Consider the following 18498-nt stretch of genomic DNA (forward strand, 5'->3'; position numbering starts at 1 on the left):
GCTCTCCTTGCTCGACAGATTAAAGAGATTATAGAAATGAATAAAACAATCCAAAGCTTAGTCGTAGCTGCTTTTGCTGGTTTTGTGGTAACAACTTATGCGAATGAACCTGCTCAGCAACAGGAAATCCATTTTCCTGCTATTGAAAAAAGTTATTTGAAACAAGTAAAACGTTATGAATACCAAGATGTTGCTCGTTTAGATACAGGACTAAATAAAGATCAAATTCGAGCTTTGTTGGGAAACCCACAATTTAGTGAAGGACTTTTTGCAGTAAAACTATGGAACTATGTATTAGATGTCCGTATTCCTAACACAAACCAATATCAACGTTGCCAGTTGCGTGTTGATTTTGATAAGCACTATTTAGCAGAACGTTTATCTTGGAAGGGTGAGGCGTGTGAGGGTTTGGTTGCTTGGGGTGAAAATAATCAGGTACCAGCGCATAGCAACTTAATAGGTGAGCGTACGGCCAGTGTATTATTTGCTTTTGATCAGTTTGATGCTAAAGCGATTGAACAAGGAACTGATAGCGTTACTAAAGTTGCTGAACAAATCAAGAAAAGTGGGGCAACAACTCCTATTATAGTTTCGGGCTTTACAGATCCTTTAGGTAAATTTAGCTATAACCAGAAATTGTCTTCTCAACGTGCTAATACGGTTGCCAAGCTATTGGTACAACAAGGTATTGAAGCAAACCGAATACAAATACAGGCGAATAGCCAGACTGACTTATATAAGCAGTGTAGTGGTAACAATAGTTCACAAATTATTCAATGTTTAGCACCAAATAGACGTGTTAATATCAATTGGTAAAACGGTCTGCGCAAGAAAAGTAATCATCCCTAGGGTGGTTACTTTTTTTGTTTTAGGAGACTGAAAATAAAAAGGATATATTTAAAGCTATTAATTTTTTATATAAAAATCATCTTTTAAAAAATGAAAGTGCTGTGAAGCTATTAAGCTGCCTAATGCTTAGCATCGACTTTGATGTTCTAAACGATGACGAAACAATAAATATATGAATGCTGTGTAATAAGGCCATATCGGTATAAAAATTTTCGATTAAAAAAAATACTAATGCGATAAATAATTTTTTTATTTTCATGGAAAAATTTAATACTTTTAAACTATATATTTTATTTATCAGTTATGTGTGATTTAAATAATTAACATAAGAAAACCTTTCAATGCTTGCAACTTTTATTTTTACAAGAAATTTATAATATTTTTTTTCTATTTATGTGTTTATATATTGTTTGTTTTTCTTTGTATTTCATCGCATTAAGTATATTTTTTGTGATTAACATCTCATTTTTTCTCTAATATAGTCCGCGAAAATTGCTATACCTTTTGTTTTTTGAAACTTTATGTAACTTAAGGTAAGCATTGTCTATTTTGTGTAAAAATGCGAGTAAGCATATGAATCAGATATACAAAGTCATTTGGAATGCTTCATTAGGAATCTGGGTTGCCGTTTCTGAAATTGCAAAGGGCCATTCAAAAACTCGTAACCAAAGAACAGATGATGCTTTGGTATCTTCGACTGAAGTTTCAAACAATAATTTAATTATCGATCCCTCATCTCTCCCTGCACCACTCCTTTTTCGGATCAAACCACTTACATGGGGGATACTAACCGTACTTGTTCCTTCCATCACTTTTGGTGCAGTTGGCGTTAATGGTGGTGCTCTTGGGCCAAATGGTACTGTTAACTCAACAGCAATGTCAGCATGTACTGGAACTACACCAGGAACGACTACTGGCCAAGCTTATGTTGGGGGAGACCGTTCATTAGCGCTGGGTTGTGGAGCTGTAACAGATTCAGATAGAGATATTGCAATAGGAAGCCAAGCTTCTACAGTAAATCCAGCAAATGCGACAGGAACTTATAATGAGTCTATCGCGATTGGTGCTCAAGCCACGGCAAGTGGAGCTCAAGCTGTCGCATTAGGTGGTCAGACGATAGCGAAAGGTAACTCGTCTGTCGCTATTGGCGCTGACGATATGGATAAAGTCGCTAGTACGAATGCTCCGGCTTTTAACTATACGCCAGCTGCCGGAGATAATGCTTTATATAATAATACCGCTACTGCAACTGCATATAAAAATTTGACAGGTGATTACTTAGTCAACTTTGAACAAACAAATGGTGGTGCATCTGCAGTAGGAAATCGTTATACCAGTGTACAAACAGGTGAAGCTGCGGTTGCAGTAGGGTCAAAGTCAACTGCTAATGATTTGGGGACAGCTTTAGGTCCTGTAGCGACAGCTGGGGCACTAGCTTCGGTGGCAGTAGGTACAAAAGCAGATGCAGAGGGGCAAGGTAGTTTATCTATTGGTGCATTGGCTTATACAGGTAAAACAGGTGATGTTGCTGTAGGTATTAATTCTGCTGCTACAGGGGGCGATTCAATTGCCATTGGTGCAGGAAAAGACTTAAAAAATACTGCTTATGTACAATCAGGCGCAACAGCAACTCAAAAAGGTGCCAGTGCATCTGGGGCAAATTCGATATCAATAGGCTCTAATACTGCTGCGACTGGCACGAATGCTGTGGTTGTGGGGATGCAATCAACTGCATCCAATCTGGCAGTAGCGGTTGGTTCAGTTGCTACGGCTGGAGACCAAAGTGTTTCTATTGGTTCAAATAGCGCAGCTTCTTCTCAAACATCTGTAGCAATTGGTGCCGGAGCACAGGCAACGTTACAGAATAACTCGGTTGCTTTAGGTAGTGGTTCGGTTGCTGATAGAGCTTCTGGTTCACTCGGATATGATCCTTTAACTGAAACGAGTACGACAAGTACCAATAGTACTTGGAAGGCAACAGATGCCGCTGTTTCAGTTGGCAATGGAACTACACGAACTCGTCAGATTACTAGCGTTGCGGCTGGAACGAATGATACAGATGCAACCAATGTCGCACAGTTAAAAAAAGCAACTTCTAAAGTTTTGGCTGGAACAGGTACGACAGTTGCTCAGGGAACAGATAGTAACGGTATAACGACTTATACTGTAAACGCGAATACATTTGCGATACGTCAAGGAACGACCAATAAAGCGACTATTGGCGATAATACAAATGATAAAGTTAGCTTTATCAATGGGAAAAATACTGTTGCCAAAGTAGCGGACGAATTAAATAGCAATACGGATGTTACTTTTGATTTAGCTGATGATATTTCATTAAATAGCGTAACAACTGGTAATACGGTGCTGAATAGTACAGGTATTACAGTTAATGGTGGAGCGAATGGTCCAGTAAAATTAACAAATACTGGGCTAGATAATGGTGGAAATAAAATCATCAATGTCGCAGCAGGGACCGTTTCATCTACATCAACAGATGCAGTAAATGGTAGCCAGTTAAATACCACCAACCAGAATGTAACGACTGCTCAGAACACTGCAAACACAGCAGTGACCAATGCCGCTGCTGCGCAAGCGACGGCAGACAAAGGACTAAACTTTAGTGTCAATGGTGGCACAGCAGACAACGTGAAATTGGGTGAAAAGGTTAACTTTGCAGATGGTACCAATACGAATGCAACGTATGACCCGACAACCAATACTTATAAATATAATGTGAATGACAACATTGGTTTAACCAATGCAGGTAGTTTAACGGTCGGCAACACTAAAGTTGATAACAGTGGATTAACCATTACTGGTGGCCCAAGTGTAACGTCTGCTGGTATTAATGCAGGCAACCAGAAAGTGACTAACGTTGCAGCAGGAACCATTTCATCTACATCAACAGATGCAGTGAATGGTAGCCAGTTAAATACCACCAATCAGAATGTAACCACTGCTCAGAATACTGCAAACACGGCAGTGACCAATGCAGCAGCAGCCCAAGCAACAGCAGACAAAGGCCTAAACTTTAGTGTTAATGGTGGTACAGCTGACAACGTGAAGTTAGGTGAAACAGTTAACTTTGCAGATGGTACCAATACCACTGCAACGTATGACCCGACAACCAATACTTATAAGTACAGTGTCAATGACAATATTGGTTTAACCAATGCAGGTAGCTTAACGGTTGGCAACACCAAGGTTGATAACAGTGGATTAACCATTACTGGTGGCCCAAGTGTAACCAAGTCAGGCATTGATGCGGCTAACCAGAAGATTACTAACGTTGCAGCAGGCACTATTTCTGCTACATCAACAGATGCAGTGAATGGTAGCCAGTTAAATGCGACCAATCAGAATGTAACCACTGCGCAAAATACTGCAAACACGGCAGTCACCAATGCAGCAGCAGCCCAAGCGACGGCAGATAAAGGCCTGAACTTTAGTGTGAATGGTGGTACGGCTAAGAACGTGAAGTTGGGTGAAGCGGTTAACTTTGCAGATGGTGCCAATACGACTGCAACCTATGACCCGACAACCAATACTTATAAATACAATGTGAATGACAATATTGGTTTAACCAATGCGGGTAGCTTAACGGTTGGCAATACTAAGGTTGATAACAGCGGATTAACCATTACTGGTGGTCCAAGTGTAACCAAGTCTGGTATTGATGCGGGCAACCAGAAGATTACCAATGTTGCAGCAGGAACCAATCCGACTGATGCTGTTAATGTAAGCCAATTGGGTGCAGTAACTACAGCAGCCAACACCAAGACAGATGCTTTAGGTACCAGTACAGCGAACAACTTAGGTGGTGGCGCAGTTTATAATCCAGTTACAGGCGCAGTTAGTTCACCAATTTATACTGTAAATGGCAACAACGTAAATAACGTGGGTGCTGCGATCACTGCATTGGACAAAGGTTGGACACTACAAAGCAATGGTGCCAATGCAGGTGCAGTGAAAGCTGGTGATACCGTTGATATTGGTACGGTTGCAGGTGAAGCGAACCTGAAAGTAAGCAAGACTGGTAACAAGATCCAGTATGGTTTAAACCGTGATCTTAATATTGACAGTGTAACGACAGGCGACAGCAAGCTAGATACCAATGGTTTAACCATTACTGGTGGCCCAAGTGTAACCAAGTCTGGCATTGATGCTGCTAACCAGAAGATTACCAATGTCGCAGCAGGCACTATTTCTTCGACATCAACAGATGCAGTAAATGGTAGCCAGTTAAATACCCTCGATAATCGTGTGACTAAGAATGGTGATTCTACAGCTACTATTTTTGGTGGTGGTGCTAAAGCTAATCCAGATGGTTCGATTTCTAACCCGACTTATAATGTTGCAGGTACAAGTGCAAACAATGTAGGCGATGCCTTAACAGCACTTGATAAAGCAGTCACTGATGCAGGCACAGCAGCAAATGCAGGCTGGACTGTTTCAGCCAATGGTGATACAGCGACTGCTAAAAACATCAAGCCAAATGGCAAAGTCAACTTTACAGGCGACGATAACTTAACCGTTGCTCAGACGAGCAATACGGATAATGACGGTAACATTAAGGTTGCGCTGAACAAAAACTTGAAGGTTGATAGCGTTACAACGGGTACTACAGTAATTGATACGACCGGTGTAAAAGTTGGAGATAACGTTCAGTTAGGAGCAACAGGCTTAACTATTGTTGGTGGTCCGAGTATTACGACTTCTGGAATCAGTGCAGGTAATAAGGTCATTACCAATGTAGCTGCTGGTGTTAACACGACAGATGCAGTGAACAAGGGACAACTTGATAGTGCAATCACGAACATTAATAACAATGTTGGTGCTTTGGCTAATAGTGCAGTTCAGTATGACAAAAATGCAGACGGTACAGTCAATAAAGATTCTGTCACTTTAGCTGGTGGTGCAAATGGTACAGCACTTAAGAATGTAGCAAATGGTACTGTAGCAGCAGGTTCTAAAGATGCAGTGAATGGAGGCCAGTTGTGGAGTGTTCAACAACAGGTTGACAAAAATACGGGTGATATCTCGAACCTTCAAAATAACATTAATAATGGTAAAACTGGTTTAGTTCAGCAAGCGGATAAAAATGCTGCGATTACTGTTGGTAAAGACACTGGTGGTACACAAGTTAATGTTGCTGGAACAGCAGGTGAGCGTACAGTGACTGGCGTTAAAGAGGGCGCAGTGACTGCGACTTCAAAAGATGCAGTAAATGGTTCTCAGCTTAATGTTACAAACCAAGCGCTTGTAAACTCGCTAGGTGGTGGAGCTGGTTATAACAATATTACCCAAAGCTTCTCAAACCCTACATATAACGTGGGTGATAAGTCCTACAACAATGTTGGTGATGCGATAGGTGCATTGAATCAAGCTGATCAAACATTAAATACCAAAATTGATAATGTAAACAACAAGCTTGAGCAAGCATTTTATGCGACAAACCAACGTATTGATGATGTTGAGAAAAGGGCCAATGCCGGTATTGCCGCTGCGATGGCTTTAGAAAATGCGCCATTTGTTGCCGGTAAATACACCTATGCTGTTGGGGCTGCATATCATGGTGGTGAAAATGCTGTCGGTGTGACCTTACGAAAAACATCTGACAATGGCCGTTGGTCAATTACGGGTGGTGTGGCAGCTGCTTCTCAAGGTGAGCCAAGCGTTCGTATTGGTATTAGTGGTGTTATTAACTAAGAAACTGGTTAGGAGAGTAGCGATGCTCTCCTTGCTCGACAGATTAAAGAGATTATAGAAATGAATAAAACAATCCAAAGCTTAGTCGTAGCTGCTTTTGCTGGTTTTGTGGTAACAACTTATGCGAATGAACCTGCTCAGCAACAGGAGATCCATTTTCCTGCTATTGAAAAAAGTTATTTGAAACAAGTAAAACGTTATGAATACCAAGATGTTGCTCGCTTAGATTTAGGGCTGAATAAAGACCAAATTCGAGCTTTATTAGGAAATCCTCAATTTAGTGAAGGGGTGTTTGCAGTAAAAGTTTGGAACTATGTATTAGATGTCCGTATTCCTAACACAAACCAATATAAACGCTGCCAGTTACGTATTGATTTTAATGGAAAATATTTGGCGAAACGTTTATCTTGGAAGGGTGAGGAGTGTGAAGGCTTAGCTGCTTTGGGTGAGAATAATCAGGCACCACCTGTACATAGTAATGTCATTGCAGAGCGTACAGCGAGTGTATTATTTGCCTTTGATCGGTTTGATGCGAGCGCGATTCAAGAGGGTATTGATAGCGTTGCGAAAATTGCCGAGCAGATTAAGAAAACCGAGACAACGACTCCTGTAATTGTTTCAGGCTTTACAGATCCGTTAGGTAAATTTAGCTATAACCAGAAATTGTCTTCACAACGTGCCAATACAGTTGCTGAGTTATTGGTACAACAAGGCATTGAAGCAAATCGTATAAAAATAGAGGCAAATAGCCAAACCGATTTATATAAGCAGTGTAGCGGTAACAATAGTTCACAACTTATTCAGTGTTTAGCACCAAATAGACGTGTTAATATAACTTGGTAAAGCGGTCTGTCACGAAAAAGTAATCATCCCTAGGGTGGTTACTTTTTTCGTTTTAGGAGGTTAAAAAAGCAAGTAAGATGAATTTCAAATCAAACAGTTGTTTAAATTTTTATATAAAAATCATCTTTTAAAATAATAAAAGTTTTGTGGTGTCAGCAAGCCATCTAATGGTTGATCCCAACTTTGACGTTTTAAAGAATCTTTAATGAATTGAAACTGATGTGCTAATCCTAAACGATAAGGCTTATGCTTAGCACTTGCCAATGTACGATCATAATAACCACCCCCCATGCCAATACGTGTCCCGTAGTGATCACAAGCTAAAAGTGGCATAAGCAGTAAATCAAGCTCTGACACATGTCTTCCTCGAGTTGCCATAGGTTCTTTCATTCCCAATGGATGATGAGAAAAACGACGATTTAAATATTGGTTCCTAGATATTTTTACCCAAACTAGTCGTTGATTCATAGAACAAATCATAGGTAAGTAAACTTGTTTATTTTTTTGAAAACATAACTTTATGAGAAGGTCTGTATGAACTTCTCCAAAGGCATGTAAATATAAACCAATCTTTTTTGATGAATGAAAAATAGCAAGGCGATTAAGATGATGGAGAACATTAAGCTGAGCTTGTTTTTGCTCCAATGTGGTTAAAGAGCGTCTTTTAGATCTTAAATCTTTTCTAATAAAACTAAGTTCATTCATGTGTAAATCTAACAAAGATTTGAGATTAGTCGTGCAAAATTATACCTATTTTTCTATAGCTTTACGGAAATAGAAAAATAATTAGAAAATAACTTTAAACTTATTTGATGCAAGATATCTTCTCTAGCGATAAAAATTTCTATTTCTTTACGTATTACCAGTATTTATTTACATTTAATGAGATAAGAATAATTAAAAAGATGAATGTGAAATTGTTAAGCCTATGAAGTTAAAAAATTTAACCCTCACAATAAGTGCCTTATTATTACTTGTTGGGTGCACAAAACAAACAGAACCCAAAGCTGCTGAAGTTGACTATAAAGCTCAATTTGAAGATTCTGATCGTAAAATTGGAGAGTTTTTAGATCAATTGGATAATCCGAATACCCCACAAGAGGTTAAAGTCAAAATCTTGTGCCATGATTACCCTGAGGTTTATAAGACCCAATATATGCCTGCATTAATAAAAATTTCACCCAAACCTTATACGGAAGAAAAATTATTGTTAGATTTAAAGAGTGCAACTGATTACTACAAAGATGCTTTTGCGATTAGATGTAATCAATAAGCTAATGTTGTTTTTTTTCTCAAAAAATCAGATAAGTGTGAATTGATTGGTGTTATTGGGTTGTGATAAATTCCTTTTTGTCTTTATAGGTGATAGTTTGGGGGTTCTAGATATGGAAATCTTGAAATTCTTACAGAGTTTTAATACGGTCGGTACATACTTAACGATTGCTTCAACTGTTTTAGGCAGTCTTATTATTTATTTTTACGTGATTAATCCAGTGTGATCTTTTAAAAGAAATAGTAATAAACTCTCTATTTCTTTTTTTAATAATTGAATTCTGTTATTAGTTTTAAACTATAAAAATAAGGTAGAGTCATGAAGTCTAGATTATTTCTTCTTAGTTTTTTGGCTTTAGGTTGCCATGCTGACGAAAACGTAAGTGATCCCGAAATTTGTAATGTGGTGAAAAAAGTTGCTTATACTGTTATGGAGGCGCGTCAACAAAAAGTTCCATCTCAAGACTTGCAACAAATAGCGGATGGCCTCGAAGATCCTAAAGCCAAACAACTGTATCAAGATTTAATTGATTCGGCTTACTCTGCCAAAGTCTTTAGAACTAGTTTCTTTAAAAGAAAAGCAATAGAAGATTTTCAAACAGGTTGGTATGAAGAGTGTCTTCATAGAAATGGAAAGTAATATTAGAGAAGGGCAGATAAATTAATGACGTAAGCTACAATTTAATTTTTTAAAAAGAAAATTTTAGACTGACAGGTCTGTATGAAAGCTAAATTAAAATAAATATTTTGAATTATTCTTAAGTATTAAAACTAAATGCTCCGAAGATGCCGCTGCATGTGTCGTTACCCTGAACCCGATGAGTTCAAGGTGGACGCGACGTATACTTGCTGGGTTTCCTACACGAAGATAGGCATACACTCTAAATATACAGAACACATCCATAAGTTTAAGTATCGGCAGGGGAATAGACCCGCTGGCGAACACCCCAGAGACAGTTTAAGTATAACCGATCTGACCCTGTTGGCAATCATCTAAACCTCAGGAACTGTAAACTTAGTTTGCGTTTGATGAAGCTTTGTACATTCGCAAGCATAAAATAATATTCAATCGTAGTAGATAGCCTTAATAAAAAATGCCTTGCATCTATTATTCATAGAGCAAGGCATTTTTGTATCGATGGTTTATTAAACTATCTGTTCAACATCATCCAATATTGTTTGCAGTAAACGTTCACAGTGAGTGTATTCTTGCAAAGATTTATTAAGGCTCAGTACTTCTTGAGTCAATTGTAGAGCAACCATAATGACCAGTTTATTGTGCTCAACACGTGGGGCACTACGACGCATCTCATTAAATTTCTCATTGAGAAGGTCTGCGGCTCGTTCAAGTTCATCTTTTTTATCTAAAGTAGTCGCGAGTCTAAAGGTCTGCTCAATCAGCCTAAGCTCTACCATGACTTGTTCACTCATGATTGGGTCTCCTCGCCAGTTTCAGCATTAGGATGGGCAAGCTGCTGAATTTCTTGGGCATGCTGATCTTGGGCTGTACCTAAAATTCCTAAACGCTGAATAATGGCCTCAACTTTTGATTTAGCAAGCTCATTTTTTTGTAACAAACGATCACGATCTTGTTGTAAATCATGTAACTCTTGTTGGGTTTGACGCTGGTGAGCCTGTAACTTTTCTTTTGTAACACGTAATTCATTTCGTTCAGCAAGAATTTCTTGAAAACGATTTTTTAAATCAGTCGTGCTTTTTTCTAATCGGCTATAACGTTCGGCAAGTGTGTTAGCATCCTGATTCAATTGTTGAAATTGACCTTTTAACTGAGATAATTGCTCAGTTACGGACTCAATTTCCTCTTGTTTTTTAGTGATAATACTATTTTTTTGCACAACTTGTGCGTGATGCTCTGTTTCAGCCAGTTCTTTAGCTTCTGAGAGTGTCGCATGTTCACTCTCTAAATGATGTAAGCGTGTTTTTAATACGCTAATATGCGCTTGTAGCCGCTGTAATTGTTCTAACATAACGAGGTCGCACAGAATTGCAATCAAAGGTAATATATACAAAGTATAGAGATTGGATAAACGAATGCAAGACGATATTTCAGGCTGGACAGATTGGAACGGTAATTTTGAAGGAATTGAAGAAATTTCAAGCCCTAGTGAGTTACATGGTCTATTAACAGGTATTGTTTGTGTGACAGAAGCGCCAACGCGTGAAGAATGGTCACAAATTTTAACAACCCTTAATGTGCCAGAGTTAAGTGACGATGCTTTAGCACTTTTAACTGATGAAGCAGAAGATGTCGTTCACGCTATATCTGATGATGAATTAGATTATTTACCTATGCTTCCTGATGATGAACATACGCTTCAAGAGCGTGTACAAGCATTATCAGATTGGTGTGCGGGTGTTGTATTAGGTTTTGGATTGGCATCGGGTCATATTCGTGATGATGAACGTGAGTTGATTGAGAACCTTCAAGATATTGCAGCGGTCGAATTTGAAGACTCTGATAATGATGAAGAAGGTGAAAGCAGTTACGAAGAATTGTATGAATTTGTACGCTTAATACCTGTAAGCTTGTCTATTGGTAGAAAAAAAATCACTGTAGCTGACAGTTCTTTATTGAAAAACTTTCATGCAAAAATTAAATCTGCCGCTGTAGACACAGAACAAACTATTGTAGAAATGTTTACTCCACATCGCCCAAGCTAATTGAGGCGATGTGTTATTGGTTGTATTTTATTTTTTGACTTTAAAATTCTAAATCAAGTAGATCATTATGAAATTGCCTCAAGCTGATTTTCGACATCGTAGAGACCGTTTGGCAGAAAAAATGGGTCCAAACAGCATTGCAATTATTGCAACGCGTGAGGAAATGTACCGTAATCGTGATGCGGATTATAAATTTCGTGCCGATAGTAGTTTTTTCTATTTGACGGGCTTTGGTGAGCCTGAGGCAGTTGCTGTCATTGAAACCTTCGAGGACGATGATTATAGCTATAGTCTTTTTTGCCGTGAACGTAATCGCGAGATGGAAATATGGAATGGTTTCCGTGCCGGAGTTGATGGTGCAGTTGAAGACTATGATGCTGATGAAGCATATGTAATTGATTTGCTTGATGAAGAAATTATTGAGAAGTTATTAAATAAAGAGCGTCTTTATTATCGGATTGGACACAATGCTGCGTTTGACGCACGAGTGAGCCAATGGATTAAAAAAGCAGATGACGAGCACCGACATGAGAGCGCTCCAGCTCAACTTTTGCAGCTTGACCGTATTGTAGATGAAATGCGTTTAGTTAAGTCACCACAAGAACTTGAGCTGATGCAAACTGCTGCAAACATTAGTGCCGAAGCCCATACACGTGCGATGCAAACGGTACACCCAGACATGATGGAATATGCTCTTGAAGCTGAACTCAATTATATTTTTGGTAAAAATGGCTGTGTTCCGTCTTATAACAGTATTGTAGGCGGTGGAGCTAATGCTTGTGTTTTGCACTATGTTGAAAATAACCAACCACTCAAAGATGGTGATTTAGTCTTAATTGATGCTGCATGTGAATATGAATTCTATGCTTCGGATATTACTCGTACCTTTCCGGTGAATGGTAAATTTAGTACTGAGCAAAAAGCATTATATGAAGTTGTATTGGCTTCCCAATACGCTGCCATTGATGCAGTTCGTATTGGTAACTCTTACCGTGAACCTCATGAAGTTGCAGTCAAAATTTTAACTGAAGGCTTAGTTAATTTAGGTTTGCTCAAAGGTAATGTTGACGAACTCATCAAAAATGAAGCATACCGTCAGTTTTATATGCATGGCACAGGCCATTGGCTAGGTATGGATGTACATGATGTCGGGTCTTACAAAAAAGGTGAAGACTGGCGTCAATACGAAGAAGGTATGGTTGTTACAGTGGAACCAGGGTTATACATTGCGCCAGATGATGCGACTGTAGATAAAAAATGGCGTGGTATTGGTATTCGTATTGAAGATGATGTGGTCGCAACCTCGAAAGGCCCACGAGTTTTAACTGCTCATGTGGTTAAAGATATTGCAGATATTGAACATTTAATGGCGCAAGCTAAAGCATAATTAAACGTATTCGCCAAAGGAGCAAAACTCGATGCAACAACAAGTGATTATTGTAGGTGGAGGGATGGTTGGTTTGAGCCTTTCACTCATGCTGGCGAAGGCTAATATTGCGGTAAAGCTATTAGAAGCTGTGAAATACCCAAACTATGATGATCAAAATGTTGCTCCTTATCATTCGAGTTTTGATGCACGTAATACGGCTTTATCACGTCGTAGCGTACAGATTTATCAGAAGTTAGGGTTGTGGGATGCATTACAGCAACATGCGACTCCAATTTTACAAGTTCACATTACTGAGCAAGGCAGTTTTGGTAAAGCACGTTTAATTGCAGAACAAGAAAAAGTCGAAAGCTTTGGGCAGGTAATTGAAAATGCTTGGCTTGGGCGTGTTTTGTTAACTCAAGTGCGCCAGCAACCTTTGATTGAGCTGATTGATGGCGTACAAGTGACTGCTTTAACTCAAGATGCCGAACAAGTACATATTGAAGCTCAGCGTGGTGAGGAAACTTTAAAACTTGAGTCAAAGTTATTAATTGCAGCTGATGGCCGCGATTCTTTTTGTCGTCAGGCAATTGGCGTGGGTGTTGATGTTCATGATTATGATCAGGTTGCAATTGTGACTACGGTTCAGACATCAAAACCGCATGAACAGGTAGGTTTTGAGCGTTTCAGTGCATTAGGTCCTTTAGCTTTATTGCCTTTACCGGGTGAGTACCGCCGTTCAGTCGTATGGCCTGTGAAAAAAGGCACCGAAAATGAATGGCTAGGCGAAGAAAATGACCAGCATTTCTTAAGTGCCTTGCAACAAACTTACGGTGACCGAGCGGGTAAATTTGAAAAAACGGGTAAACGTTTTAGCTATCCACTTTCGCAAGTGCTTGCACATAAACAAGCTGTTGGCCGCGTTATTTTAATGGGTAATGCGGCGCATACAATTCATCCGGTTGCGGGACAGGGTTTTAATTTATGTCTACGTGATGCGGATGTTTTAGTGCGCTATTTAGTGAACCAGTTAACTACTTCTGATGATTTGGGTAACCCTAATAACTTACTTGCCTATGAACAAGCTCGATTATCAGATCAGCAGCGCGTAATTAAGTTCTGTGACACTGTAGTTCGTGGTTTTAGTAACCAAAATCCATTATTAAAATTAATTCGTAATACGGGATTAATTGCGTTTGATGTCATTCCGGGTGTAAAACCATTGGTGGCTAACTATGCAATGGGGTTAAAAGCATGAGTGAAGTGTTGGATGTCGTCATTGTTGGTGGTGGATTGGTGGGTGGTTTAACTGCTTTATTACTTGCGCAAGGTGGCGTACAACCCACAGTGCTTGATGCGGCTCCTGTACTTGATGTTGAGAAAACATTAAGTGTAATGAATCCACGTGTTTTAGCGCTCAGCCAAGCGACGATTCATTTGCTTAAAACGGTAAATGTTTGGGATGATCTTGCGCGTCAAATGCCTTATACAGGCATGCAGGTCTGGAATCTGAATGGCTATGGTGAAATTAATTTTGGCCAAGAGTCGCAGCAAAGACCGATGCCAGAGCAAGCCTTGGGTTCTATGGTGGAACCAAGTGTACTGAATGTTGCTATTCAGCAAAAAATGTTGCAGCAGCTTACCGATTACCGTACTCAAGTGCGTGTTACTCGTATTGAGCAGGGTGTTGGATGTTGGCATATTCAATTGGCAGATGGTACTACGCTCAAAACTAAACTGCTTATTGGTGCGGATGGTGCAAATTCATTTGTACGTGAACAGGCCTTTATTGACCTAGATGTACTTGATTACAAACAAGCAGCCATTAGCTGTGCAATTAGAACAGCAAAACCCCATCATTATGTTGCTCGTCAAATTTTCTTACCTACAGGACCTTTGGCATATTTACCTATGGCAAGTCTTGAAGAAACTGAAAATGGATATTGGCAGTCAATTGTCTGGACGCTACCAGATGATTATGCTGATGAGTACTCTGCTTTAAGTGATGCTGAGTTTATTCAACTTCTGACAAGAGAAAGCCAGCATATGTTAGGCGAAGTGTTAGAAGTTCGCTCTAGAGCACAATTTCCGCTGAAAGCACGCGCTGCAAAACAATATGTAAAAGCAGGCTTGGCTTTAATCGGTGATGCAGCTCACGTGATTCATCCACTTGCTGGTCAAGGGGTTAATATTGGTTGTCTTGATGCAGCAGTACTGTGTGATGTACTGCTTCACGATTTAAACCGTGGTGCATGGGCTCATGAACAAACTTTAATGCGTTATGAGCATCGCCGTAAAGGTCAGAATGATGCAATGATGCATAGCATGTCGGCAATTGGTTGGCTTGAAAGTAGTGAGTTATTTCCAATAGTTTGGGCGCGCAATATGGGGCTTAAGCAGGTTGAACAGACTCCTGTTTTAAAAGAGCGATTTATGCAACAAGCAAATGGTTTAGGGGCTTTACAAAGTACCCGCTATAGGCATTAAAATATTTACTGGACCTATACTCTATTGAGCGAATTAAATGCCAGTAGATATTTTTTGAACAATCATTTATATATCATTACCAATTTGGTCATAAAAGATACGGAATTGACCAAATTGGCTCTTTGCTAAATGCAAAGAGATTGCTAAATTTCTGAGGTCTTGGAACCATAGCGATGATGCAATAAAAATCATTGTGGGGAGTGTGAAATGTCAGATATCAATGATTATGAAGATGCAGAAGATTCTGCTGTAGATGAAGATGAAGCGAAAGCAGCCGAAAGCGGTGCAGCTGATGAAGAAGCAGGCAGTATGAGTGATACTGATCTTGCTGAGGCAGAAACGCTCACTGTAACTGCTAAACAGAAACAGCGCCAAGCGTTGGAAGATGAAATCGCTGCATTTTTAGCTCGGGGTGGGAGAATTACCGAAGTTCCCCCAGATGAACATAGCGACCATTAATTTTAAAAAGCATCACATGAGTGGTGCTTTTTTATTTCTATGAATTCATCAAAATATGTTTAAGACGAGCTTTGTAGTTCTTTTAAAATCCCACATTCATCCACTGTTCGATTGGTAGAGCAGTGCTGTTTTAAATCAATTAAAGATTCTTTTAAAAGCAACAGTCGTTCAATCTTTTCAGATACTTCATTTAAGTATTTATCTACTAAATTATCAATTTTTGTACATGCCTGTTTAGGCTGAGCTTTCATTTCTTTTAACGTTTTAATATCACTGAGTGAAATATCTAATTCGCGGCAATGCTTAATGAACAATAGGTCACCCAGTGTTTGCTCAGTATAAACACGATAATTATTTTCAGAACGTTGGATATGATCAAGTACGCCTACTTTTTCGTAATAACGGATCGTATCAATTGGCACATCCGCTTTTTTTGATAATTGACCAATAGAAAGATTCATAAGGCTTGACTCTGGAGCTACTCAAGGGTTTTTAATGACTATAAAAGAATTTTCGAGGAAATAAAATGGCTGGATGTGGTTGTGCTTCAACATGTTCTCCGTCAAAGAAAGTAAGTCCACGGTTTAGAAAAGCCTTATGGATAGCACTTGTGATTAATGCTTTGATGTTTGTGGTAGAAATTTTGGGTGGTTACAAAGCTCAATCTGTTTCACTATGGGCGGATGCATTAGATTTTGCCGGAGATGCTGCGAATTATGCCTTATCGCTAGTTGTGTTTTCGATGAGCTTATACTGGCGCGCAACGGCAGCATTAGTGAAAGGAATTACAATGGCTGCTTTTGGGGTTTTTGTTATTGCGAAAGTTGTTTGGACATTTTTCCATGGTGTTGCACCTGAGCCTATGGTGATGGGAACAATTGGTGTGATCGCTCTTATTGCGAATGTTTCTGTCGCGCTTATGCTTTATTCGTTTCGTGATGGCGATGCCAATATGCGCTCTGTTTGGTTGTGTAGCAGAAACGACTCTATTGCTAATATTGCTGTAATTTTAGCGGCGGTTGGGGTGTTTGGAACAGGCAGTGTATTTCCCGATTTATTTGTGGCTTTTGTCATAGCTTACTTAGGCGTATCTTCTGGCTATGCTGTGATTAAGCAATCCTTACAAGAAAGAAAACAGTCAAGGTTGGTGTTGAGTTCTCAGGCATAATTTTGAGCGCATAAAAAGTACCATTCAAACATGGTACTTTTTACGGTTTAAATGCACTAGATGAGTAGTGATATGGCGATACTCCACATCACAATACCGATAATAAAGTCTAAAACTTTCCATGCTTTAGGATTGGTAAATAATGGTTTTAATAATCTTGCGCCATAACCTAAACTAAAAAAGAAAATCCAAGAGGCTACAATGCTACCCAAAGCAAAACTAATTTTGTCTTCTAGCTGGGTTGCAACTGAACCAATCAAAACAATGGTATCTAAATAGACATGTGGATTAAGCCAAGTAAAGGCAAGACTGGTCACTAGGGCTTGGGTTAAAGTCTGTTTTTGACTGCTATCAAGCTCCATGCCTTGGGTGATCTTAAATGCCGCATAAAATGCTTTCGCACCGTAGACTAATAAGAAAGTTGCCCCTAAATATTTAGCGACAGTAATTAAGATCGGCGATGCTGTCATGATTTCAGCAAAACCTAACACACCAAAGGCAATTAAAATCGAGTCTGACAGCGCACAAATTAAACATAGCCAAAACACATATTGCTGTTTAAGTCCTTGCTTTAGAACAAAAGCATTTTGAGCGCCAATCGCTACAATAAGACCGCTACCAATACCGAAACCTTTTAAAAATATACTAAGAGAGAACATAACAATAAGGTGAAAAAATCAGATGTGGGAATTATCTGACTTTTTATTAAAAAATAAGTAAAATTAAGAATATTTAGGTTTGGCTAAAAAATATTTAGGTTTGATATGTTAGATAGCAAACAATGTGAAGCCTTTCTTGCCGTCGCAGAAGTAGGTAGTTTTGATGCAGCAGGGGAGCATTTATATATTACTCCTTCGGCCGTATCCTTACGCGTGCAGGCTTTAGAAAAGTATTTAGGACAAATTTTAATTATACGTGGACGCCCATCTGTACTTACGCAAGCTGGGCAAACGTTATTGCAACATTTACGTCATACAAGGTTAATGGAGCAAAACTTATTACAGGGTTTGATGGGTAAGTCATCTGAATCAGATTTTTATAAAATTGCTTTAGCTTCAAATGCAGATTCTTTAGCAACTTGGCTTTTACCTACCATTCAGCAAACGTTTTTTAAAGAAAAAATAGTCTTAGAACTAAAAATTGATGATCAATCTCATACGCACACTTTATTAGAAACAGGACAAGTCAACGCATGTATCTCGGCAGAAGAGCAGGTCATGTCAGGCTGTTTAGCTCAACCACTCGGAAAAATGCGTTATAAAATGTTAGCTTCTGCTGAATTTGCTGCTGACTGGTTTAAACAGGGCGTAAACCGAGAGACTTTAAGAAATGCACCGGCTGTAATTTTTAACCATAAAGACCTTATGCATTCAGAGGTATTACTGAAATATTATGGGTTGCCTTTGCAGAGCTATCCTTACAGTTTTATCCCTGCTACAGACGCCTTTGTGAAAGCAATCCAATTGGGTTTGGGATATGGCATGGTGCCCGAGCTTCAGGTGCAATCTTTATTAACCAATGGAACTTTAGTAGACGTGATACCTGAAGCTGAGCTCGATATTCCGTTATATTGGCACCATTGGAAAAGGCAGTCTAAACAGTTAGATGCACTGACAGAGACAATTGTTCAGTCAGCAAAACATATATTGAGATAGTT

At 39.2% G+C, this 18498-nt stretch carries 18 protein-coding genes and 1 other RNA gene; 13 read left to right on the forward strand and 6 right to left on the reverse strand.

All coding sequences use genetic code 11. The features are described 5' to 3' along the window. Positions 1-36 precede the first annotated feature (36 nt). The 3 genes from tpgA (I5515_RS11985) (at position 37) to tpgA (I5515_RS11995) (ending at position 7404) form a co-directional block, all read left to right on the forward strand. Positions 37-816, forward strand: coding sequence for a trimeric autotransporter adhesin/peptidogylcan-associated protein TpgA (gene tpgA / locus I5515_RS11985; protein ID WP_199967145.1), 780 nt, complete (start codon positions 37-39; stop codon positions 814-816). A 606-nt stretch (positions 817-1422) separates the two neighbouring features. Then, a complete protein-coding gene (locus tag I5515_RS11990; protein WP_199967156.1) occupies positions 1423-6561 on the forward strand; it encodes an ESPR-type extended signal peptide-containing protein in 5139 nt (1712 codons plus the stop codon). Between the two features lie 60 nt (positions 6562-6621). Beyond that, positions 6622-7404, forward strand: coding sequence for a trimeric autotransporter adhesin/peptidogylcan-associated protein TpgA (tpgA, locus tag I5515_RS11995; protein ID WP_199967158.1), 783 nt, complete (start codon positions 6622-6624; stop codon positions 7402-7404). Between the two features lie 120 nt (positions 7405-7524). Here tpgA (I5515_RS11995) and I5515_RS12000 read toward each other — a convergent pair whose 3' ends face one another. After that, positions 7525-8109, reverse strand: coding sequence for a 5-formyltetrahydrofolate cyclo-ligase (locus tag I5515_RS12000; protein WP_199967160.1), 585 nt, complete (start codon positions 8107-8109; stop codon positions 7525-7527). 223 nt (positions 8110-8332) lie between these two features. On the opposite strand from I5515_RS12000, the gene I5515_RS12005 reads away from it, so the two are divergent. From I5515_RS12005 to I5515_RS12015, 3 genes are all read left to right on the forward strand, one after another. Next, positions 8333-8677 carry a hypothetical protein gene (locus tag I5515_RS12005; protein ID WP_199967163.1) on the forward strand — a complete coding sequence of 115 codons (345 nt, stop codon included), beginning with the start codon at positions 8333-8335 and terminating at the stop codon, positions 8675-8677. A gap of 112 nt (positions 8678-8789) precedes the next feature. Then, on the forward strand, positions 8790-8903 hold the full coding sequence (locus I5515_RS12010) for a hypothetical protein (RefSeq protein WP_199967165.1): 114 nt from the start codon (positions 8790-8792) through the stop codon (positions 8901-8903). Positions 8904-8995: 92 nt separating this feature from the next. Beyond that, the gene (locus I5515_RS12015; protein WP_199967167.1) at positions 8996-9316 is read left to right on the forward strand and encodes a hypothetical protein; all 321 of its coding nucleotides are present in this window, start codon (positions 8996-8998) and stop codon (positions 9314-9316) included. 133 nt (positions 9317-9449) lie between these two features. Here I5515_RS12015 and ssrS read toward each other — a convergent pair. The 3 genes from ssrS to I5515_RS12030 form a co-directional block, all read right to left on the reverse strand. Next, positions 9450-9633, reverse strand: a non-coding RNA gene (gene ssrS / locus I5515_RS12020) — 6S RNA. Positions 9634-9822: 189 nt separating this feature from the next. Then, the gene (locus tag I5515_RS12025; RefSeq protein WP_199967169.1) at positions 9823-10107 is read right to left on the reverse strand and encodes a cell division protein ZapA; all 285 of its coding nucleotides are present in this window, start codon (positions 10105-10107) and stop codon (positions 9823-9825) included. Further along, positions 10104-10664, reverse strand: a complete 561-nt coding sequence (locus tag I5515_RS12030; RefSeq protein WP_199967171.1) for a hypothetical protein — start codon at positions 10662-10664, stop codon at positions 10104-10106. Before I5515_RS12030 ends, I5515_RS12025 begins: the two co-directional genes overlap by 4 nt. Positions 10665-10728: 64 nt before the next feature. Between I5515_RS12030 and I5515_RS12035 the strand changes: the two genes are divergently transcribed. The 5 genes from I5515_RS12035 to I5515_RS12055 all read left to right on the forward strand — a co-directional run bounded on the left by I5515_RS12035 (position 10729) and on the right by I5515_RS12055 (position 15673). Then, on the forward strand, positions 10729-11358 hold the full coding sequence (locus tag I5515_RS12035; RefSeq protein WP_199967173.1) for a UPF0149 family protein: 630 nt from the start codon (positions 10729-10731) through the stop codon (positions 11356-11358). A gap of 67 nt (positions 11359-11425) precedes the next feature. Beyond that, positions 11426-12745, forward strand: a complete 1320-nt coding sequence (gene pepP / locus I5515_RS12040; protein ID WP_199967175.1) for a Xaa-Pro aminopeptidase — start codon at positions 11426-11428, stop codon at positions 12743-12745. Positions 12746-12776: 31 nt separating this feature from the next. Beyond that, entirely contained in the window at positions 12777-13985 is a 1209-nt protein-coding gene (gene ubiH, locus I5515_RS12045; protein WP_199967177.1) for a 2-octaprenyl-6-methoxyphenyl hydroxylase, read from the forward strand. Then, complete coding sequence (locus I5515_RS12050; protein ID WP_199967179.1) at positions 13982-15214, forward strand: FAD-dependent monooxygenase; 1233 nt, start codon at positions 13982-13984, stop codon at positions 15212-15214. Before ubiH ends, I5515_RS12050 begins: the two co-directional genes overlap by 4 nt. A gap of 207 nt (positions 15215-15421) precedes the next feature. Continuing rightward, entirely contained in the window at positions 15422-15673 is a 252-nt protein-coding gene (locus I5515_RS12055) for a hypothetical protein (RefSeq protein WP_003652849.1), read from the forward strand. Positions 15674-15732: 59 nt separating this feature from the next. On the opposite strand, the gene I5515_RS12060 is transcribed toward I5515_RS12055, so the two are convergent. After that, positions 15733-16134 (reverse strand): MerR family transcriptional regulator, encoded by a 402-nt coding sequence (locus I5515_RS12060; protein WP_199967181.1) that lies wholly within the window; start codon positions 16132-16134, stop codon positions 15733-15735. Between the two features lie 65 nt (positions 16135-16199). Between I5515_RS12060 and I5515_RS12065 the strand changes: the two genes are divergently transcribed. Then, complete coding sequence (locus tag I5515_RS12065) at positions 16200-16841, forward strand: cation transporter (protein WP_199967183.1); 642 nt, start codon at positions 16200-16202, stop codon at positions 16839-16841. 56 nt (positions 16842-16897) lie between these two features. Here the strand turns inward: I5515_RS12065 and I5515_RS12070 are convergent, their stop codons facing one another. Continuing rightward, positions 16898-17500, reverse strand: coding sequence for a LysE/ArgO family amino acid transporter (locus I5515_RS12070; RefSeq protein ID WP_199967185.1), 603 nt, complete (start codon positions 17498-17500; stop codon positions 16898-16900). Between the two features lie 105 nt (positions 17501-17605). Here I5515_RS12070 and I5515_RS12075 point away from each other — a divergent pair, with 105 nt between their 5' ends. Continuing rightward, entirely contained in the window at positions 17606-18496 is an 891-nt protein-coding gene (locus tag I5515_RS12075; protein WP_199967187.1) for a LysR family transcriptional regulator ArgP, read from the forward strand. The last annotated feature ends 2 nt before the right edge of the window (positions 18497-18498 follow it).

The sequence above is a fragment of the Acinetobacter calcoaceticus genome (assembly GCF_016508255.1).
GTDB lineage: Bacteria > Pseudomonadota > Gammaproteobacteria > Pseudomonadales > Moraxellaceae > Acinetobacter > Acinetobacter calcoaceticus_E.